General features: G+C 43.1%; 17 protein-coding genes. 10 read left to right on the top strand and 7 right to left on the bottom strand.

Going from position 1 to position 21,164, the window contains the following annotated elements; genetic code table 11:
- Positions 1 to 190 precede the first annotated feature (190 nt).
- Entirely contained in the window at positions 191 to 343 is a 153-nt protein-coding gene (locus KEM09_RS18740; protein ID WP_212230635.1) for a hypothetical protein, read from the bottom strand.
- 235 nt (positions 344 to 578) lie between these two features.
- Between KEM09_RS18740 and lacZ the strand changes: the two genes are divergently transcribed.
- Positions 579 to 3,671: a beta-galactosidase, LacZ type gene (lacZ, locus tag KEM09_RS18735; protein ID WP_212230633.1), complete on the top strand. Its 3,093-nt coding sequence runs from the start codon at positions 579 to 581 to the stop codon at positions 3,669 to 3,671.
- Positions 3,672 to 3,780: 109 nt separating this feature from the next.
- On the opposite strand, the gene KEM09_RS18730 is transcribed toward lacZ, so the two are convergent.
- Positions 3,781 to 4,371 (bottom strand): hypothetical protein, encoded by a 591-nt coding sequence (locus tag KEM09_RS18730; RefSeq protein ID WP_212230632.1) that lies wholly within the window; start codon positions 4,369 to 4,371, stop codon positions 3,781 to 3,783.
- Positions 4,372 to 4,492: 121 nt separating this feature from the next.
- Here KEM09_RS18730 and KEM09_RS18725 point away from each other — a divergent pair, with 121 nt between their 5' ends.
- The 3 genes from KEM09_RS18725 to KEM09_RS18715 all read left to right on the top strand — a co-directional run bounded on the left by KEM09_RS18725 (position 4,493) and on the right by KEM09_RS18715 (position 9,289).
- A complete protein-coding gene (locus tag KEM09_RS18725) occupies positions 4,493 to 5,047 on the top strand; it encodes an NUDIX hydrolase (protein WP_212230629.1) in 555 nt (184 codons plus the stop codon).
- Positions 5,048 to 5,120: 73 nt separating this feature from the next.
- Entirely contained in the window at positions 5,121 to 5,768 is a 648-nt protein-coding gene (locus KEM09_RS18720; RefSeq protein WP_212230627.1) for an urease accessory protein UreH domain-containing protein, read from the top strand.
- 143 nt (positions 5,769 to 5,911) lie between these two features.
- Positions 5,912 to 9,289, top strand: coding sequence for a sensor histidine kinase (locus KEM09_RS18715; protein ID WP_212230625.1), 3,378 nt, complete (start codon positions 5,912 to 5,914; stop codon positions 9,287 to 9,289).
- 66 nt (positions 9,290 to 9,355) lie between these two features.
- Here the strand turns inward: KEM09_RS18715 and KEM09_RS18710 are convergent, their stop codons facing one another.
- Together KEM09_RS18710 and KEM09_RS18705 are read right to left on the bottom strand one after the other, a co-directional pair.
- A complete protein-coding gene (locus KEM09_RS18710; protein WP_212230623.1) occupies positions 9,356 to 9,922 on the bottom strand; it encodes a DUF4251 domain-containing protein in 567 nt (188 codons plus the stop codon).
- A gap of 49 nt (positions 9,923 to 9,971) precedes the next feature.
- On the bottom strand, positions 9,972 to 11,186 hold the full coding sequence (locus tag KEM09_RS18705) for an acyloxyacyl hydrolase (protein ID WP_212230621.1): 1,215 nt from the start codon (positions 11,184 to 11,186) through the stop codon (positions 9,972 to 9,974).
- Between the two features lie 172 nt (positions 11,187 to 11,358).
- On the opposite strand from KEM09_RS18705, the gene KEM09_RS18700 reads away from it, so the two are divergent.
- Entirely contained in the window at positions 11,359 to 12,318 is a 960-nt protein-coding gene (locus KEM09_RS18700; protein WP_212230620.1) for a lipid A-modifier LpxR family protein, read from the top strand.
- On the opposite strand, the gene KEM09_RS18695 is transcribed toward KEM09_RS18700, so the two are convergent.
- A complete protein-coding gene (locus tag KEM09_RS18695; RefSeq protein ID WP_212230619.1) occupies positions 12,308 to 13,204 on the bottom strand; it encodes a DMT family transporter in 897 nt (298 codons plus the stop codon). The genes KEM09_RS18700 and KEM09_RS18695 overlap by 11 nt on opposite strands.
- A gap of 232 nt (positions 13,205 to 13,436) precedes the next feature.
- On the opposite strand from KEM09_RS18695, the gene KEM09_RS18690 reads away from it, so the two are divergent.
- The gene (locus KEM09_RS18690) at positions 13,437 to 14,144 is read left to right on the top strand and encodes a pseudouridine synthase (protein ID WP_212230618.1); all 708 of its coding nucleotides are present in this window, start codon (positions 13,437 to 13,439) and stop codon (positions 14,142 to 14,144) included.
- On the opposite strand, the gene KEM09_RS18685 is transcribed toward KEM09_RS18690, so the two are convergent.
- Both KEM09_RS18685 and KEM09_RS18680 read right to left on the bottom strand, forming a co-directional pair.
- The gene (locus KEM09_RS18685) at positions 14,107 to 15,024 is read right to left on the bottom strand and encodes a YitT family protein (RefSeq protein ID WP_212230617.1); all 918 of its coding nucleotides are present in this window, start codon (positions 15,022 to 15,024) and stop codon (positions 14,107 to 14,109) included. The two genes, KEM09_RS18690 and KEM09_RS18685, sit on opposite strands and share 38 nt — an antisense overlap.
- A gap of 71 nt (positions 15,025 to 15,095) precedes the next feature.
- On the bottom strand, positions 15,096 to 16,217 hold the full coding sequence (locus tag KEM09_RS18680) for a GNAT family N-acetyltransferase (RefSeq protein WP_212230615.1): 1,122 nt from the start codon (positions 16,215 to 16,217) through the stop codon (positions 15,096 to 15,098).
- 121 nt (positions 16,218 to 16,338) lie between these two features.
- On the opposite strand from KEM09_RS18680, the gene KEM09_RS18675 reads away from it, so the two are divergent.
- The 4 genes from KEM09_RS18675 to KEM09_RS18660 all read left to right on the top strand — a co-directional run bounded on the left by KEM09_RS18675 (position 16,339) and on the right by KEM09_RS18660 (position 21,164).
- Positions 16,339 to 17,409 carry a DUF3810 domain-containing protein gene (locus KEM09_RS18675; protein WP_212230613.1) on the top strand — a complete coding sequence of 357 codons (1,071 nt, stop codon included), beginning with the start codon at positions 16,339 to 16,341 and terminating at the stop codon, positions 17,407 to 17,409.
- Between the two features lie 97 nt (positions 17,410 to 17,506).
- Positions 17,507 to 17,884: a hypothetical protein gene (locus tag KEM09_RS18670; RefSeq protein WP_212188153.1), complete on the top strand. Its 378-nt coding sequence runs from the start codon at positions 17,507 to 17,509 to the stop codon at positions 17,882 to 17,884.
- Positions 17,885 to 18,201: 317 nt separating this feature from the next.
- Positions 18,202 to 19,650 (top strand): TrkH family potassium uptake protein, encoded by a 1,449-nt coding sequence (locus tag KEM09_RS18665; protein WP_212230611.1) that lies wholly within the window; start codon positions 18,202 to 18,204, stop codon positions 19,648 to 19,650.
- A gap of 62 nt (positions 19,651 to 19,712) precedes the next feature.
- Positions 19,713 to 21,164, top strand: a complete 1,452-nt coding sequence (locus KEM09_RS18660; protein WP_212230609.1) for a TrkH family potassium uptake protein — start codon at positions 19,713 to 19,715, stop codon at positions 21,162 to 21,164.

The following is a 21,164-nucleotide window of genomic DNA, read 5'->3' as shown; positions in this document are numbered from 1 at the left end:
ATTTTGCCAATAGGTGTTCGTTTTGAAAGGTATTGGCAACTTCAGCTGACGAACAATTCTAATACGACTTTATAGCGTTGGCCTGTGGATGAAGCTTCTTTTTGACTAGCGTTTTTTGTAGCAATGACAATAAGGAAAGACTTGTCCCGTGTCAAAAAGAGACCCAGCAGCTTGAGCTGATATAAGAGAATTAAACTCCAATTAATCCACCATTCAAAACAAGGTTTTGAAGCATTGAAAGCAAGCGATAGGGCTGAATATGGCAGAATGGCGGCTTCGACGAAGGAGAAGGGAAGCCTGTAGCCATAAATTCAGGCCGTTGCATAGCAATCGCCTCTTTCAATGAGGTTTTTTGCTCCTCGTTTTTTCTAAAAAAATGAGGAACCCGCCTGGTAAGGCAAGTCTCATTCTAAACGAGTAATCTATTTTTATTTCCGATTAACCTTTATTCATTATTTGAAAAACTATCATCAATTCCAAACATCATGATAAACCTTTACAATTCTCCCCCTTTTTGTACACACAATTATTGAATCCGCACCGAACTTATCATAAATTTGTTCCACAATTTTTAATCTATGATGATGTACAGATTCCCTATAATAATTGCGATTCTATTGAGTGTGATTGGTTGTACCAACGGTCAGAACGACTGGGAGAACCCGGCGGTGTTTACTATCAACAAAGAGCCGGCCCGTGCGTCTTTCTATTCCTACACCAAAGAAAAAAATGCCTTGACTTATAATAGGGAAGAGGCCCGCTTTTTCAAGCTGCTCAACGGCTACTGGCGGTTTAACTGGGTAGATGAACCCGGCAAGCGGCCTGCTGATTTCTACCGCAGCGATTACGATGTTTCAAAGTGGGACAGCATTAAGGTACCCTCTAACTGGGAGGTCGAAGGCTATGGCATTCCTATTTATGTGAATACCACCTATCCCTTTGCCATGCGCAACCCGCAGCCACCCACCATCCCTGATGGCTGGAACCCGGTTGGCTCCTATAAGCATCACTTTACTATTGATGCTAATTGGAAGAGTAAGCGGGTCTTTATCCATCTGGGAGCTGTTAAATCGGCCATGTACCTGTGGGTAAACGGGCAGAAGGTGGGCTACTCGCAAGGCTCCAAGCTGCCCACTGAGTTTGAAATTACCAACTACATCAAGGAAGGTATGAATGACCTGGCACTGGAGGTGTACCGCTGGAGTGATGGTTCCTACCTGGAGTGTCAGGATTTCTGGCGCCTGTCGGGTATCGAACGTGATGTGTACCTCTATGCCACCAACGATGTGCGCATGCGCGATATACGCTTTAACAGTGAGCTCGACTCGGATTATAAAGATGCCACCATTGATGTTGAGGTGGAGCTGTCGGCCCGACAATCTGCCGGTGCCTACAATGTAGAGGTGGTGCTAAAAGATGGCAATAAAATTCTGTTTACAGGTAAGGAACAGGTGCAGGTGGCAGATAAGCAGGCAGCCATCAAGGTGAAGGGCCAGGTCGGTAATCCCTTGAAGTGGACGGCCGAAACGCCTTATCTCTATGATTTGCAGGTGGCCTTGAAAGATGCGAATAATACAACTATTGAAGCAACCGCCATTAAGGTGGGCTTCAGAAAGGTGGAAATAAGAGGCGGTCAGCTGCTGGTGAATGGGAAAGCTGTTTACCTCAAAGGCGTCAACCGTCATGAACACGACGAATTTAAGGGGCATGTGGTGAGTCGCGAATCCATGATACAGGATATCCGTTTGATGAAAGAGCATAACATCAATGCGGTGCGTACCTGTCATTACCCCAATGATCCGCTGTGGTATCAGCTCTGCGATCAGTACGGCTTATACCTGGTTGACGAGGCCAATATTGAGTCGCACGGCATGGGCTATGGCGAGCGTTCACTGGCCAAAGATACCGTTTGGAAAGCTGCTCATATCGACCGGGTGCAGCGCATGGTGCAGCGTGATAAAAACCATCCTTCAGTCATTATCTGGTCGCTGGGTAACGAGGCCGGCGATGGCGTCAATTTTGAGGCGTGCTACAATTGGATTAAGCAGTACGATACATCGCGTCCGGTGCAGTATGAACGTGCCGAACGACGCGCCCATACGGATATTGTTTGCCCCATGTATTCACCCATCGACCATTTGGTGAGTTACGGGCGCAGTGTGCAGGCACGGCCTTTTATTCTTTGTGAATATGCTCATGCCATGGGTAACAGTGTGGGCAACCTGCAGGACTATTGGGATGTGATGGAGAAATACGATAATCTGCAAGGCGGCTTTATCTGGGACTGGGTGGACCAGGGACTGGTAAAATATACCAAAGATGGTCAGAAATACTGGGCCTATGGTGGTGACTATGGGCCGGATGATATCCCCAGCGATCGCAACTTCTGTATGAACGGACTGGTGAATCCCGACCGCACCTTGCATCCGTCCATCTACGAAGTGAAGAAGGTGTACCAGAATGTAGCGTTTGAAGCGGTTTCATTTAGTAGTAACACCATCCGCATTCGCAATAAGTACGAAGCCATTACATTGGATCGTTTCGAACTCAACTGGGAGCTGCTTGAGAACGGACAGGTCGTATCTACCGGCCAATCGAAGTTGGATGCTATTGCACCGGGCATGGAGCAGGTAGTGCCATTCTATTTGAATGGCTGGAAGAAGAAAGACGGGGCGGAGTATCTGCTCAATATAAATGCTGTGCTAAAGAAGGATTGGGGACTGGTAAAGGCAGGTACGATTTTGGCCAGCGAGCAGTTTAAGATGGGTGATGATTACAAGCTGGACTTAAAGGAAAGTCAGATACCGCTTCAGGTGTATCAAAGCGATGAGAGTTATGTGGTAGGTGGCGATCGCTTCCTGGCTCAGTTCGATATCGAGTCGGGCACTCTGTATTCCTATTCATACAAAAAGGAGGAGCTACTGGCTGAACCGCTTCAACCTGATTTTTGGAAGGCACCCAACGACAACGACCATGGCTTTAACATGGTGAAGGAACTGGGCATATGGCGTCATGTTATGGACAAAGCCAAAGTGGTGGACTCACGCCTCTCGCGCATTGGTAACCTGGAGGCCGAAGTATTCTTCCGCATTTTTTTACCGGATGTGGACTCGCACATTAACCTTAGCTACATCGTGTCGGGCGATGGACAGATAGTGGTTAATTATGCGTTTGAGCTAGGACAAAAATCATTGCCAATGCTGCCACGCATCGGGCTAAAACTGGCTTTGCAACCGGCTTATCAGCACTTGGAATGGTACGGTCGCGGGCCATGGGAGAACTATCCTGATCGCAACACGGCCTCTTTTATCGGGCTTTACAACAGTTCTGTTAAAGAGCAGTATTTTGCCTATGCCAGTCCGCAGGATAATGGCTATAAAACCGATACGCGCTGGATGAAATTAAGTAATCAATCGGGCACAGGACTGCAGATTTTGAGTGAAAAGCCCTTCGGGTTCTCAGCGCTGCATTATACGGCTGAAGATTTTACCACTGACGAACGGGGAGTACAGCATCCTTTTGATATTAAGGAGCGCAAAGAGGTATATGTGCACATCGATCGGGCAATTATGGGTGTTGGTGGCGATAATTCCTGGGGAGCGCGTCCACATGCCAACTATTCGGTAGTGCCCAATAATTACAAGTTTAAGGTGGTGCTCAAGCCATTTTAAAGGATAGTCAGTTGCATTGTTTATGCTGGGATTTTGATTGGAGCAAGTCTTTAATCTTGTATCTGGAGTCGTATAGCTTCAATCATTATCCTGCTAGGGTGTAAATCAACTAGTGAACTTTCTCAGAGGCTTCAGATGGTTGAAGCTTCTCTTTGAGTTCATGCAGGGCTGCTTGAAGGGCGTTAATCTGGTTTTTTTGCTGTCTGCTTTTGTCGGTCAGCTGGTAATTCTGCTCCAGCAGGTTGTCTTTTGTTTTTCTGAGTTTCTCAATTTGTTGCAGCAGGTTTTCTTCCTGTTTGAGCATGCGCTCCATGCGTTTGTCAAGCGACAGGTTTTTGTCAAGCACCTCTTTGAGGTGTCTTTTTAAGAATCCCTTATCTTTTTTACTTTGTCTTAATTGCTGATTGAGTAAATCAAAATGCTTCAGCAATCCGGTTTTTCGTCTCAGGAGCTGGTCATATTCATTGCTCAAATTGTTGAACTTGTCTTCTAGTTCATCATATTGCCTCTCCTTATGCTTAAGCTCTAACTGTAAATTAAATCGTTCGGCCTTTTCAAATCCCCACTTGGTTCTTCTGTAAAGTGTTTTGTTCTTATCAGTATAGATATTTGGGAGGGTAGGATGGGGGCTTAGTTTTAAAGCAAAGGCCAGTATATCGTAGGCAGAAAAGCTCAGGCGGGATTTATAGTCTTCAGGCATTGGGTAAGTTTCGGATTAGTTATGTACTTTTAGTGTCAACAAAGATAAGGTGGTATTTATGAATATATCAAATGTTTTAAAGCATTATTAAGTAAGTACCAAGATTAAATCAATATTTGTTATGGAAATAATAAAGGATAAAACGCATCCGGGCAATGTTATCAGGTATTGTCCACGCTGTGGTTCAGAATATTTTCTTTTTGATGGCGAGAAAGCTTTTAAATGCCAGATTTGCCGGTTTCATTTCTTTATAAATTCGGCCTGTGCTGTGGCGGTTATTATTCTTAATGCAGAGGGAGATATGCTGTTTACCAGGCGCGCAGTAGATCCACACAAGGGGATGCTCGATTTGCCAGGCGGTTTTGTTGATCCGCTCGAAAGTGCAGAGGAATCTGTGATGAGGGAGATAAAGGAAGAGTTGAATCTGGATGTTGTTTCAATGCAGTACATGGCTTCTTTTCCCAATGATTATGTCTTCTCAAACTATTCGGTTTTTACTACAGATCTATGCTTCTTATGTGAAGTTAGCTCGTTTGAGCATATTCATGCAAAAGATGATATCAGCGGCTATGAGTTTATTCATCCTGGCGATGTAGATTATAATCAGATAGGCTCAGAATCGATAAAGAATATAGTGAGAGCCTATATTAGAACGGTTTCAAGTGATTTAGATTAAAAATAAATTAGCAGTAATGGTGGCGCAGGGCAGATTATTTGCGTCAATATTTTACTAATTTTAAAAGAAAAAAATGAGTCACGAGCTTCAAGTTTTGCTAATCAGCGCAGCATCCATCGGTTTTTTTCACACCTTACTAGGACCTGATCATTACTTGCCATTTATCATGATTGGAAAGGCTCGTGAATGGAAACTCAGGAAGGTGATTGCATTAACCATTCTTTGTGGTATTGGCCATATCTTAAGCTCTGTTGTGGTTGGGTTAATTGGTATCGCACTGGAGATGCAGGTAGAAAAGCTCAACTGGTTCGAGTCCTTCAGGGGAAACCTGGCAGCCTGGGCTTTAATTGCCTTTGGATTGCTATATGCCTTATGGGGCATTCGCCGTATGTATAAAAAGCACCACCATGGCCATATGGATAAATTGCAGGATTCGAGAAATATTACACCCTGGATTCTGTTTATAATATTTGCACTTGGTCCTTGTGAGCCGCTTATTCCGATACTAATGTATCCTGCAGCTATTGAAAGTGTGGGAGCACTTGTGCTGGTCACCAGTGTATTTGGTTTAACAACGCTGTTAACCATGACAGGAGCTGTTTTGGCGGTAACCTACGGGCTTTCATTTGTCAATATCAGACGCTATGAGCACCTGGGGCATCCAATTGCCGGATTTGTTATATTTCTTTCTGGTTTGGCTATTCAGGTTCTTGGCTTGTAAACTAAAAAGTTAGGCCAAAAGTTTAGTCCAAAATATGTAACTTTTAAAGGGATGTTACGTTTTATACTTCATGTGTTAAAAATCGTGCAATTAGGTTGTTTAAACTTAAATAGCACATCGGGAACAATGTAAACAGGACTGTGTTGAAGAGGATTGTATTTGGGGTAATTTTACTGGTAGTGATATTCAACGGATTGGTTGCTCAGGGGTTCGCCTTTGAGAACTATGGTGTTGATCATGGGCTTGAGCACCCGTTCATTGAATGTGTGGCGCAAGACTCAACAGGTTATGTCTGGATTGGTACTTCAGAAGGATTATACCTGTATGATGGAAACTTCTTTGATGGTTTCAGGCATCAGCCTGATGATTCAACTTCTATTTCTGATAATCTTATTAATGCCCTGTACGTTGATCCCAATAAGGATTTTCTGTGGATTGGAACTCGCTTTGGCGGAGTCAATAAGTTAAACCTTAAAACCTTTAAGGCAGAGCAAATTCAACGTCCGGTTGATGAAGAGCATAAAAGCGGAATTGGTACTGTTCAGACTTTATCCCGATTTAATGATTGGTTATTTATCGGTACTGAGGAGAATGGTCTTCAAGCCTACAATCTTAATAGCAGCACGTTCATTGATTTTACGTTTACCGATCGTCAACAAAGTTTTGAAGTATTGGATTTGCAGCATAATAACGAAATACTATATGTTGCCACCCATAGTGGAATCTTCTATTATCCGCTTGAAGGGCTGGATGAGCAAAACCATCACCTGAGGAAACTCACCTCATATAAAGGAGGTAAACACGTTAACTCCATAAGCTTCTTAGATGACACATCGTTGTTGGCTTGTTCAAGCTCCATGCTGGTTAAGTATGATATTAGAAAGCATGCTACAACTGTTATTCATGAAAAGTTGCCGGAAAATGAAATGCTCACCAGGCACCTGGTAGATGGGCATGGGAATATATGGGTGGGCACCTATGGCGATGGATTGCTTCAATTGAATGGTGATGGTAAGTTGCTCAACTGGCATAAGGCCATTGATAGAGACAATGCCCTGGTAAATAATTGGGTTACTTCTTTGTGCTATTCACCAAGGCATAAGGTGCTGTGGGTAGGAACAAAGGATGGTTTTTCGGAGTATAGTGAAGATAAGTTAAGGTTCAGGCATATACAAACTAGCTCTCAGAAAGGGCGTATGACGGATAATGTGTTTTTCCTGTTTAAAGACTCTAAAAAACGTTATTGGTGGTGGACCCATACAGAGTTGTTGATTAAGGAAGGAGAGGCTGATTCGAAAGTTTTTGATTTGGTCAACTCGCACGGTGTTAATAAAGATACAGTTAATTGTGGCTATGAAGATAAGTATCAAAATATGTGGTTGGGTACTTATGAGGGCTTGCTAAAAGTGGACTTGAATAAGAATACCTATAAACGCTTATTATTTCAAAAAGAAGGAAGCGATCATAAACAACTCAATGTTATATATGCTGTAATACCAGGTAATAATGCGCTTTGGCTGGTTTCTTTCGGAGGGGTTATTCATTTGAAAAAGAGTGGTAAATACACTGTTTATCCATTTCCTGATTATGGAGAGCAAAACGGATTGCGGACAACCACCGCTTGCTTTGATACAAAAGGTATACTGTGGATTGGGAATAAGGATGGCACACTCATTTCTTTCAATCCAGTAGATAAGTCCTTTAAGCGCTTTTCGTCGACCATTGTTAATCAGCAAGGTAATGTCAGGATGAATGCCATCATGGATTTGCATGTGCAAAATGATAGCACCATCTTTTTGGCTACCTATGGTATGGGCTTGCTAAGTTTTAATACACTTAAGCAAGAGTTTAGTCAGGTACTGGATAGCGAACTGCTCACAACAAACATTTATTCGATACATGAAGATGCACAAGGTTATTTGTGGATGAATAATAATTCTCAGATTATTCGATACAATTGTGAGGATAAAAGCCTGCTCAGCTTCGGCAAGTATGATGGAATAATGTGTCGCGAATTTAACCAGACGTCCCATTTTCAGGGGAAAGATGGTACAATATTGATGGGAGGTTTCGGCGGCTTTGTCGAATATAATCCCAATACGTTCAGGTATAATACATCCATTCCTGAGGTTGATTTGGGCTCCTACTCGGTTTATGACGATCGTGAGGTGATTGGTGGTCAGGTATATACCAATTGGGAGTATTTTGGGGAGGATACCCTAACGATTCGTACCGGGCATAAGCCAATATCATTTTATGCAACAGTTTTCAACTACCAGAATTCATACCGTAATATGGTTGCCTGGCAACTCGAAGGCTATGAAACAACCTGGGATACCTTAATGTCTTTTAATTCTAAAACTTACCTGTCAATTCCTGAAGGAAAATATGTTTTGAGGGTAAAAGGCTCAAACAATGATCAGGTGTGGAATAATGAAGGCGATAGCATGGTGCTTATTGTTAAGCCTACCTTTATTAATAGCCGACTGTTCAAGGGCTTGGTGGTATTATTGGCTGCTATAGCTATATACTTGATGTATATAACAAGGATCAGGTATCTGACGAGTCAGAGAAAACGGTTGGAAGCCAAAGTGCTTGAGCGTACGCAGCAGTTGCAACAGGTGAATCATGATTTGGAAGAAAGTCGGGAAGAGATTTTGAATCAAAAGAAGGAACTGGAACGGCACCGTTACTACCTCGAAGATTTAGTGAATGAGCGTACAACGGATTTAGAGTCGGCCAAGCAGAAAGCAGAAGAAGCTGACCGCTTGAAGACAGCTTTTTTGGCAAATCTGTCGCATGAGATACGCACCCCAATGAATTCGATTATTGGCTTTTCAACCTTACTGGCCAGTGATGTTTATAACGAATCAGAGCGAAAGGAATTTGCTAATGTGGTGCAAAAGAGTAGTGATAGTTTATTGGTGCTCATCAACGATATCATCGATATATCCAGGATTGAAACCGGACAGATATTGCTGGTTAAAAAATGGGTGGATATCTATTCAATTTGCAAAGAAGCCTATAAGTCGCTTGAACTAAACGTTAGTGAAGGAGTGAGCTATTTATTGGACATCAGTGTTGAGGAAAGCGAATTGATGGTGCATACAGATGGGGAACGCTTAAAACAGGTAATTATCAACCTGCTAAATAATGCCATTAAATTTACGACGCAAGGGCACGTGAAGTTTAAGGTAAGAACAGGAGAACAGGCACTGGCCTTATTAAACGGCTCAATTGATCGGGCCTTAGTTCCTGAACAGATTGTGCTGTTTGCAGTTGAAGACAGCGGTATTGGTATTTCGAAGGAGCAGCATGAGGAGATTTTCTCTCCTTTCCAAAAAGTGCAGAACGGTAAGGATATACATGGAGGCATAGGCCTTGGACTTAGTATTGTAAGGCAACTGGTTGAAATGCTAGGAGGTAAGGTGTGGCTCAAATCCGATCTGAATGAAGGCACTACGTTCTACTTTTATATCCCCCAACAGCATGAATCCAATATGCTGAAAACCAAGAGTTGAAAGTACTAGTGAAAAAAAGCCAGGCATTAACCTGGCTTATTATTCATTGTTACTTGTGATGCCTCATTAAATTATTGGAGTTCCTTTGTATACCGATGATTCGGACATTGGCACAAGTATGCCCCGGTACTGAATGCGTTTGGCTGTATTACCTTGAACCGATGCATTGGCTATTTGGCCATCTGAGTTACAGTCGAGCCGAATGTCAAATGAACCTAAAGCTGAAGAAATATAAAGAGTGATGAAATAAGTACCCTTTTTCTCATTTTTCTTCACTTCATACTTGTTAACATTACCCCTTACTGAAACGCCTCCAACACCATTTTGTCCCATGCCTGTATTGGAACCCAGCTGCACAAAGGCTTCATCGCCTTCAACCGCAATAAAATTGAGGGTGCTGTTGACAACAACCGATGCACCTCGTTTACCGGCCAGCGTGTTGGCTTCTAATACCCACATTTGTTCATCAATGGCAGCAGCAAGTAATTTAGCCATCGCTTCTGATTGCTCTTTCTGCTCTTGCTTTTTAATTTCCCGACGTTCCTTACGAGTGAGCTCCTTGCTTTCATTTTCCTGTCCAAATACAGACAGTGAAAGGCCAAGAACTAAAGTTATTAAGACTAGTTTTCTCATAGCTGTTTCTTTAAATTAATTACCAGGATGTATAGGTTTGCAAACAATATTAATGCCACTTTATGCGGTAGCCAATATTCCATTCAATGACTTCGGCCACCGAAAAGTTATGGGTCCTCACTAAAAGTCCCAGGTACAAGTCGTTCTTAAAATGGTATTTCAATCCAAACTTCTGATAAAGATAAGGGTTGGAGTTGTTGTCTTTTTTGCGCAATGCTAATACACCCAGATAGGATGCTACCGAAAGACGATCGATAGTAAACTCATAGGTGCCATACACACCAAGCATCAGTTTGTCGGAGAATTTGTCTGCAAACTCAACAATGGGTTCTTCACTGCCATCCTCTGGGTTGGTTACAACAACGTTAGCCTTCTCATCGTAGGTTAAATCAATACCTGCACCAAATTTATTTTTCCAGGTGGTTTGCTTTAAAACGGCCGCCGATAAGTTTAAGTAAGAGTGCATAACGTCTGCTGTACCTTTTGAGTCACCAGGGTTGCTTGGTTCGTTTCGGTTATCGTATAACACGTTGCTGGAGCCTGAACCAAGCTGAATAGCCACCTCATAATGCTGTCCATAGGCTGGTTGTGGTTGTTTAATCAGCAAGGGCCTGTCCTTAAAGCTATAGCTTACTTCAATGGCTGGCGACAGAAGATTGATGCCGCTGTTCGGTTTCTTAGTTCCGCCATTTGAAAAGTGGGTGAATCCGAATGAGCCACGAACAGCCCAGCGTGAGCTCAAGTAATACTCGTAAAATAGGTTGGCATCGATATAAACCGTACGATAGGAACCAATAGCAACATTAAAAGGATTGTCGTACTTGTTATATGGTTCCCAGTTGTAGGTTAGTCCAAAGCCCAGTTCATACCCCCACATGCTTCTTTCCTTCCTTTTAAACGGAAAGCCCATGAAACCGTATAGGGCAGTAGGTGTTCCCAATTCATCCACATTAAAAAAGTTGGCATTGTAGAAGCCCACGCCATAGTATGGGAAATTAAAGATGTGATGCCATTCTTTACTGCCATCCGTCTGCACGCTATAGGCAATACTCAGCGCCTGGTAATAATCAATCACCTGGTTTGACTCATTCTCTCCCTTTAAAAAGTCGTTGGTCTGAAGCACCCGGCCGGCATGGTAGCGCATGGAAAGCGCATTGTAGCGTTTGGGTTTCTTTTTTGATGCTAATGAATCATTTTGTTGTACTTCCTGCGCACTTAGCTGAAGGCAGATAGTCATTAGGATGGTTAGTGCGATAGTTCTCATATGTTAGTAATTATTGAAATGCTGCGATATTGATTAATAGCAATTATGATCCAAAAATAGTTCTTTTGAACTGGTTAACTGAATGTTTGTGAGCGATAAGTTAATAATATTATTTAGCATTTGTTAATACATTCTGGAACTGAATTTGTTGTGCATGGTGCTAAAAATAATTGTGTATAGGTTAAAACATATTATTTGTGGCGTATTGTTGGTGTTTATGGCAACCTGGGGACTAAGCGCACAGCAGCCATTAAGCAGTAAATTCTACCAGCTGCAGTGGGATAATGATGTGTTTATGATGACCGATTATTATTATACCCAGGGCATGTCATTTACATCCTACCATCCTTTATTCGATCGAAATCCTGTCAATCTTATCCTGCTGAAGCCTAAAGGATATGTGGAGGTCATTAATGGGATTTCCATTTTTCAGAGAACATACACCCCAAAGGATATAAAGAGTGATGAGATACAATATGCCGACAGGCCTTATGCCGGCGTATTAGTACTGACATCTCATTCGAGGGCTGTTAACAGGAATAGTGGATGGATGTACCATAGTGAGCTGGATTTAGGTGTGATGGGGCCTGCTTCGGGAGCCGGGCAGGTGCAGTATAAGTATCATGACTTAACTGAGAACCAGCTGCCCAACGGGTGGCAGTATCAGCAATACAACTGGCCGATTGTTAATTACAACCTGAAGGTATATAAAGAAGTGTATCAATCTCGGGGACTGGGCTTGTATGCATTGGGTAAAGCCCGCATTGGTACTTTGCACGACGATGCTTCAGTTGGAGCACTTTTCAGACTAGGTAAGATGGATGACTATTACGAGAGTCTGGGTTTGCCCTTGCTCAATAGCGGTAGTCAGTGGCAGTTATTCTTTGAAACAGAGCCAAATATAACGGCCGTTGCTTACAACGGTACAATGATGGGAGGCTGGCACCGAAATCCGAAGATACATTACATCGAATTTGACGAAATGAGTAAATTAATTGGTACCTGGCGCTCAGGTATCGGCGCCCATTTCAGGTCTTTTGGGCTTAGTTTTGATGTTTATCTACAGTCAAAAGAATTTAAATCAGGTTCTCACCATTGGTACACCAGCACCAAGCTGTTTCTTAACTTTTAGCAGTCAGGCTATATAGTACCACTGAAGCGCCAATAATCAACATACCTGCGATGGAGATAATATCGGGTGATTCGTCTGGCAAAATCAGCCAGCTGAGGGTAGCACCAAATACCGGGATGATGAACTTGAAGATATTCAAATCAGACACCTTAATATTGGGCTTTTGCAGCAGGAAAAACCATATGGAGAAGGCAGTAGCTGATAAAAAGCTCAGCCAGCCCAAGGCTGCATAATATTCGCCTGGAAAAACAAAGCCGGAAAACGGTTCAGTGAACAGCGATGCTACAAACAAAAGTAAGCCGCCAAATATCATCTGAGAAGCATTTAATACCACAGGGGATATGCTTTGACGGTTTTTACTGACTACCACATTACCAATGCCAGAGGCGATGTTGGCTAATACCAGCAAGGCCATGCCCAGTAGCTCTGTCCATTCATTGGGGCCGTTAATGCCTTTTGGCAAAGCTATTAATACAATGCCGCCAATACCTGATGAAATAATAAGCAATTTACGAAGGCTCATTTTATCATTTTGCATCATCACATGAGCAGTAAGGGCAGCAAATAAGGGTTGCGAACCAATGATAATGGCTGCCAGCGCCCCATCAATCATATCAACTCCCCAATAAAAGAGGGCATAAAGAATAAACGTCTGAAAGGCTGAAACTTTCAGAATTAGCCAGAGATTTTGCCTGATGGCACTTATCAGTTTGGAAAATGATGGCACAAGGGGTAGTAATAATAGCCCCGAAATGAAAAAACGTAACCCTGCAAACTGCAATGGCGTTGTGTATTTGAGACCTATCTTAATGCCTACAAAGGCAGTTGACCATAGTAAGCAGGCGATAATGGCCAATAGGGTATTTTTAACTATTTCTTTTTGCATCAGTTGGTAATTATGGCGCACAAAAGTAGTAAGTATTTTTGATATAGTTTGTTGGTCAGTAGTCAGTAGTCAGTGGTTGGTGGTGCTGCTGACTAAGGTATCTGGTTGGTACATTAATGAAGGTATTTAAGCACTCGGCAAACTTTGCAAGGGATGTATGAACCTGATGGCTGATTGTCATTAGCTAAACGCACAAAGCTCTTTATCGTTAGAATAAAGCTATCTTTGCTCCATGCTTATAACACCAAATGACATTATCTACCAGGATGAGGCGATAATCGCGGTTAATAAACCCGTTGACTTGCCTGTTCATAAAAATGATTTTATGCCGGCTGATGCAGCTTATCTGACCAAGGAAGTAGGCCAATTAACCGGCAAAGCGGTTTTCCCGGTGCATCGGCTGGATGCTAAAACATCCGGTGTGATTGTTTTGGCATTGTCAAGAGAAATAGCCGCCATTCTTAGTCATCAGTTTGAGCAGCGAGAAGTGAAAAAGACCTACTTACTGGTGAGTAAAGGTTTACCTGGTGAGGGAGTGTTTGATTCCCCTGTATTGATTAAGAAAAAGAAGAAGCGACAAGCTGCGGAAACAGCCTATAAAACCCTTTCAACTGTAGAAACAGGTATTTGCTACAAGCAGGAGGTGAATGTGCCTGTCAGCCTGGTAAGAGCCATGCCTCAAACAGGTCGGTGGCACCAGTTGCGGCAGCATTTTGCCATGAATAGAACAGATATATTGGGCGATACACAGCATGGCGACTGGACCCTCAATAAAATTATGACCGAGGTGACAGGTGTAAAGCGCCTCTTATTACACGCGGCTTCACTGGAGTTTCAACATCCGCAAAACGGCCAAAAAATAAGCCTCGAAGCAATTGTGCCTGAGGCTTTTGATAGGGTGCTTACTCAACTGGCCGGACTTCAGTATTCTTTGGCTTAGCACTCTTTTTGCTGTTCAAAGGTGGCTTATACTGATCAAAACCAGCGCCGTAAACCGCCATCACATTGGCCACCGATATAAACGCATCGGGATCGGTTTCTTTAATGATTTGAAACACCATGTGTGATTCCGACTTTTTAACGATGGTGATGATGAATTCGCGATCGCCGGCATAGTAATAGCCACGCCCTTTTAAAAAGCTGAGGCCACGGTTGATTTGTGACGATAGCTTATCGGCTATTTCCTTTGGTTTTTGCGAGATGATTAATATCTGTACCGACTGACGCGAGCCTGTCAGTAACATATCTGCAATGTAGGACATCAGGCCAACTACTACAAAACCAAACACCATAGTTTCCAGCGATTCAAATACAATAAATGAAGAGCTGATGATGAAGATATCGCAGAATACCATAATGCGGCCCGGGCTGATGTTATGGTTTTTATTAATCATCATGGCAATGATCTCGGTGCCCCCGGTGCTACCACCCTGCACAAACAAGATGCCGATGCTGGCCCCCACTAAACCACCACCAATAATTGCCGCCATAAAACGATCGGTTACAATGGGTTCGGTTATAAAATAGGGAAACACGGTGATAAAAACCGACAGGGTTACCAGCGAGTAGATGGTTTTAATACCAAAACCTTTACCCAGAATCCTCATCGATAAAAGGATAAGAACACCGTTGAGCACCAGGTTGGTAGGACCAACAGGCAAATCAAAAATGAAATACAATAATGAGGATAACCCCATTACACCACCACCAACAATATCGGATGGGATAATAAACCCGGTCCAGCCAATGGCACTTACCATCAGGCCCAGGGTTATAATGGCATAGCTCTTTGCTTCTTTTAAAATAACTGATTTTGTCATCACTTTCATCCATTAAAAAAGGTGCCTGTTAAACAAGCACCTTTTCATCTAAAATCTTCTTTATTGTATTTTTATAGTGCTTTTTTGTAACAACGCTTTCTCTTATGCTGGATATGTTCAAATGACTTCCACATCTGAATAGCCACATGGTTATTTTCTAACATACCCGTGGTTTCCACGTACTTGACGCCATCCTCCTTGGCTGTTTTCCAAAGATCATTCATCAACAGGGCAGCGACACCCATTTTTTGTAATTCAGGCTTTACACCAGTCAACATCAAATCCATCTCTTTTGGTTTTTTAAGCGCTTTCATAATGTGCCACCAGCCAAATGGCAGCAGTTTGCCTTTAGCTTTTTGCATGGCTTCTGAAAGCGATGGGAGCGCTATCAAAAAGCCTGCCAATTCATCCTCTTTATCCAGGATGATTTTAACATAGCGCGGATTTAATATGGGAAAGTACTTATTAATGTAGAATTGCACCAGCTTATCGGGCAGCTGGAATGTGCCAAATAATTCGGCAAAGGCCTTATTAAATAAAGCGAATACTTTTTGCTTGTAGGGTTCGAGCTCTTTGCCCGATTTAAAATTCAAGGCTTGCAAGCCATAGCGCTTCGTTAGCATATCGGCCACCTTGAACGCTTTTTCGGGCAGTGCATCCGGAAAGGTAATACGAAATTCCACCCAGTCAATCTCTTTTTCGTAGCCCAGTGCATCAAAATGCTGCTGGTAATAGGCCATGTGATAGTCAGAGGCTACTGACGGCAACCAGTCATGCCCTTCAATTAAACAGCCCTGATGATCAAGGTTAGAGAAACCTAATGGTCCCTGCATCTCCACCATGCCTTCTGCTTTGAACCACTGTTCAACAGTTTCAAACAGCTGCTGGCTAACCGCCTTATCGTTGATGAACTCAGGACGGGTAAAACGCCCAATGTTCTGGCCTTTCTTCTCAATCCACAGTGAGTTGATGATACCGCCGATGCGCCCCACGCATTTGCCATCCTGGTAGGCTACCCACATTTTTACCTTGCAAAATTCAAAGGCCGGATTCTTATCGGGCAACAGGGCATGCAGCTCGTCTTTTTTCATAGGAGGCACCCAGTTAGCCTCGTTTTTATAAAGTATATATGGAAGATTAACGAAGTCGTTAAGTGTCTTATTGTCAATTACCTCTTTTATCTCAATAGCCATATTGAAAACGTTTAGATTATTGCCGCGAAGTTAATACATTAAATTGGGTTAATCCTGAAAAAAAGTGACAATAGGGGCAAGAGTTTTCTGTTTTAGGACATAGAATGTGTATTTTAGTGTTATGATAAAGAAGTTGCTGAAGAAATATGTCTTGACGACAATAAGCTTTTCGCTGGTGCTGGCCCTGATGGTATTTGCATTCACGCGAATGGGCTTGCATTATCCCGCCTGGATGGAGCGTTGGTATTCGCAAGGCCTTTATCCGGTGATGATTACCGGTCTTTCGGCCTTCAGTAATCTGTTTCCCTTTTCGCTGGATGATTTGTTTTATGGCACGCTGCTTAGTGGCGGATTATTCATTACTATCTTAGTCGTTTTCAAACGCATTGGTTGGCTACAGTATTTTAGATACCTGGTTATTACGCTGGCGCTCACCTATAGTTTGTTTAATATCCTGTGGGGATTTAACTATTACCGTAATGACTTAACTACACGCCTTGAGCTGCAAGCGGCCGAGGCCAATGTTGAGGAACTGATGGACGTGTTTGGCTGGCTCATAGAGGAGGTGAATAGTAGTTATACCCCTATATATACTATTGACGAAACAGAAGTGCGTGATTTATTGGCGAATGCTTACCATGAGCATGCCGAGTTTTTGAAGATTGATCGCATTTCAGCCCAAAGTCATCCCAAAGCTATTACACTCAGTCGCCTGTTTGCTTCCGCCACTATATCGGGCTACTATGGACCTTTCTTTGGAGAGGTACATGTCAACCAGTATATGTTACCGCTGGAAGTGCCGGCTGTAATGGCTCACGAGATGGCGCATCAGCTGGGGATTACCAGCGAGGCCGAAGCCAATTTTTATGCCTGGTATGTTTGTTCTCATTCTGCAGATAAACGTTTAGCCTACAGTGCTAACCTATATTTACTCCGCTATTTCGCGTATGCCTGTTACCGTTATGACGGTTTCAGGGAGTTGGTAAAGAACATCCGTTATGAGGTGCGGCATGATTTTTATAAATCGCAGTTCCACTGGATGCAACTGATGGACAGGAGGGTGGATATGGTGGCTGGTAAGGTGAATGACGCCTACCTGAAAACCAACAGTGTTGAAGCCGGTATCGAAGATTATGAAGGTGTAGTAAAGTATGTCATGGATTTAAAAACATCAGAATTATCAGGTCAATGAGTCTGAATGCTTTGATAAAAAGCACTTTATTGTTGATTAATGGAAGAAAAGTTGTTGTGGTGCTCACTATTTTTGTATGAGTTAAAACCAACACAAAATGAGAAAGCCTGAAATTATTCATCACGATGGTAAACGTATTTTTTATATGGACTTTACCGGCATCCGCTCCACTCCTGAAGTGGAAGCACTGATTAAAGAAAGTAAAGATTATATTCGAATGCAGCCCGAAAAGTCAGTAATAACCCTGACTAATATTCAAGGGATGCACTTCAATTCAGAGATTAAAAATGCGTTTTCCGAATTTATTGGCGGCAACAAAGCCTACGTAAGTCATGGTGCTGTGGTGGGCTTATCGGGCTTGCAGCGCATAGTATATAATGGTATTATGAAGATAACAGGGCGGGATATTCGTTCGTTCGAAACCCTTGATATGGCCAAAGACTGGCTGGTGTCGAAGGATGCTGTTGAAGTTTAATTAGTTGTTTTTTGAAAGAGATGGGGGCACTAGCCCCTTTTTTTTGTCCGAATGTTGAGAGTTGCGAGTTCACAGTTTCGGGTTCTGGGTTACAGGTTAGGGGTTCTAGTGAAGGGATCGCATCTTTATGAAAAGCATGGACATAGAGATGCGATCCTTTTCATGGTTTAGGGTTGCTTTTTATCAGCTTGGGGGTTCCCATCATCTTCCGTCATCCGTCCTCTGTCATCCATCTCTTCATAAAATCTTAATGCCTATTATTTACTATAACGCCAAAAAAATATCAACTTTGCAGCTTGTTCTATTTATTACGGGGAATGTTAAATTATCGTTTTATAGGTAAGGTGCTGGGGCATATCCTTCTGGCATTGAGTGTGTTTATGTTTGTGTGTGCCTTGGTGGCCTATTTGTACGGAGAAGATGATGTACAGGCGCACCTGATTTCGGCCATCACCTGTCTGGTAATTGGTGGTATATCAAGTTGGGTGTGGCGCTCTAAAACGGTTGATGTAGGCCGGCGCGAAGGTTTCGTGATTGTGACATTTGTGTGGATCATCATGTCCTTATTTGGTAGTTTACCTTATATACTAAGCGGCACTATTCCTGGTTTTACCAATGCCTTCTTTGAAACTATTTCGGGTTTTACCACCACCGGAGCATCTGTAGTGACTGATATTGAGGCTTTACCTCATGGCATATTGCTTTGGCGTAGCATTACCCATTTAATTGGAGGGATGGGCATTGTGGTATTGGCCGTGGCTATTTTACCCTATTTTGGTTTTGGCGGTATGTCATTATACAATGCCGAGGCAGCCGGTATTACCAATGATAAGCTGCATCCGCGAGTGAAACATACAGCCAAGTTGCTGTGGCGCATCTATGTGGTGCTGATACTGCTCGAGACTGGTTTTCTGGTAATTGGTGGCATGCCGGTTTTTGATGCTTTCTGCCATAGTTTTGCCACCATAGCCTCCGGTGGTTTCTCCACTAAGAATGATAGTATTGCAGGTTATTCGCCCTATATTCAATACGTCATCATTGTGTTTATGCTATTTGCCGGTACCAATTTTACGCTGTTCTATTTTGTGTGGAAGGGTAAACTCAAGAAAGTATTCGAAAATCAGGAGTTCAGGGTGTACCTGACTGTGATTGCAATTGTAACTGCTATTGTTACGGTGACACTGGTGTTTTTGGATCATCACAATGGCGAAGAATCATTGCGTAAAGCCTTGTTTCAGGTGGTAAGCCTGGTGACCAGCACGGGTTTTGCAACGGCTGACTATACAGCCTGGCATCCCTATCTGACCTATCTGATGTTTCTGTTGCTGTTTAGTGGAGCCTGTGCGGGTAGTACCTCTGGTGGTATCAAAATCATGCGGCACTCCATCCTGTTCAGAAATACCTTGCTGGAGTTTAAGCGCATGGTGCATCCGCATGCCGTTCTTCCGCTTCGTATCCAGGATAAAGTGATAGCGTCCGAAACGGTTTATAAGGTGTTGGCTTTTGTAATGTTGTACATGACTATTTTTTCTATTGGTACTTTTGCCCTCACATTTTTTGGTATGGATATGGATTCAGCCATGGGTGCTGCCGCCACTACCATGGGTGGTATAGGCCCGGGAATTGGCACTGTAGGCCCGGTTAATAACTTTTTTGCAGTGCCTCAGGCTGCTAAGTGGGTGCTGTCGTTGCTAATGCTCCTTGGTCGCCTCGAATTGTTTACAGTGCTCATATTGTTCTCGCCCAATTTTTGGAAGAATAATTAAAATAGACACACATATTAATTGAAAAAGTAACATCTTTGCTACTGAAATTTCTGTGAGAAATAATGCTTAACACTCGATTTATAGTCCTGGTACTCGGTCTGCTTTTAGTTGTTGAAGGCGTGTTTATGTTACTGTCGGCCGGCGTATCATTGTTGTATGGCGAATACGATTTGCCCTATCATCTTATTTCAGCTGCTATTTGTATTGCTTTGGGAGGCACAGCGAGTGCTCTATTGTGGAAGGCGCCAAAGAATATTGGTAAGCGTGAAGGTTACCTGATTGTAGCCCTGGTGTGGGTGGTGTTCTCCTTTTTTGGCTTATTGCCCTTTTACCTGAGTGGCGCTATCCCATCTTATACCGATGCTTTTTTTGAAACGATCTCGGGCTTTACCACTACTGGTAGTAGTATACTAAATGATATTGAAGCCTTACCCCACGGCTTATTGTTTTGGCGAAGCCTGATTCAATGGCTGGGAGGTATGGGAATCATCGTATTATCGTTGGCCATATTACCGGTATTGGGTGTAGGAGGTATGCAGATGTTTATTGCAGAAGTGCCCGGGCCCGCACCTGATAAGCTGCATCCGCGCATTACCGAAACAGCCAAGCGATTGTATGGCATCTATGTGCTGTTCACCATCAGTGAAGCTATTCTGTTGGTAATAGGAGGTATGACCCCTTTTGATGCCATCTGTCACTCGTTTACCACCATGGCAACCGGTGGTTATTCCACCAAGCAAGCCAGTGTAGCCTATTTTTCATCACCCTATATTCAGTATGTAATTATCCTGTTTATGTTTATTGCAGGCGCCAATTTTACCTTGTCCTACAGTGTTCTGCGGGGTAAGTTGAAAAAGGTGGTGAAGGATGAGGAGTTTCAGGCTTATACCGGTATCATTATTGGCGTTAGTGCATTGGTGGCAGCTGTGCTCTATTTTACCGAAGGCCATGCATTATTTGAAAAAGCCTGGCGCGATGGTTTGTTTCAGGTGGTGTCGATTATAACCACAACCGGTTATGCTACCGCCGATTATCTGCTTTGGGTGCCCTTTTTAAGTATCGTCATCTTTCTGTTGATGTTTACAGGAGGTTCGGCTGGTTCTACAGGCGGAGGTATTAAGATTGTGCGTATTGTGCTGCTGATGAAAAATAGTTTCTTTGAACTGAAGCGATTGGTTCACCCCAATGCGGTGATTCCGGTACGATATAACAACCGGGCCGTTAATCAGGGCATCATTACCAACGTACTGGCTTTTATCGTTATTTACATGATGACGGTGGGTATTGCCATGATTATCATGAGTATCATGGGCTTTGACCTGGATACAGCCCTGGGTGCTGTGGCCACCTCCATAGGTAATATAGGTCCGGGACTGGGCGATGTGGGGCCGGCCCTCAACTTCTACGAAGTGCCGGCTTTTGGTAAGTGGTTTCTGTCTTTCCTGATGCTGATAGGTCGTTTAGAACTGTTCACTATCATCGTATTGTTTTCACCTTATTTTTGGAAAGAGTAG

The organism is Carboxylicivirga mesophila (assembly GCF_018271975.1).
GTDB classification, from domain to species: Bacteria; Bacteroidota; Bacteroidia; order Bacteroidales; family Marinilabiliaceae; genus Carboxylicivirga; species Carboxylicivirga mesophila.
The sequence above is the reverse complement of the archived record's forward strand: the minus strand, read 5'-3'. Positions and strand labels throughout refer to the sequence as shown.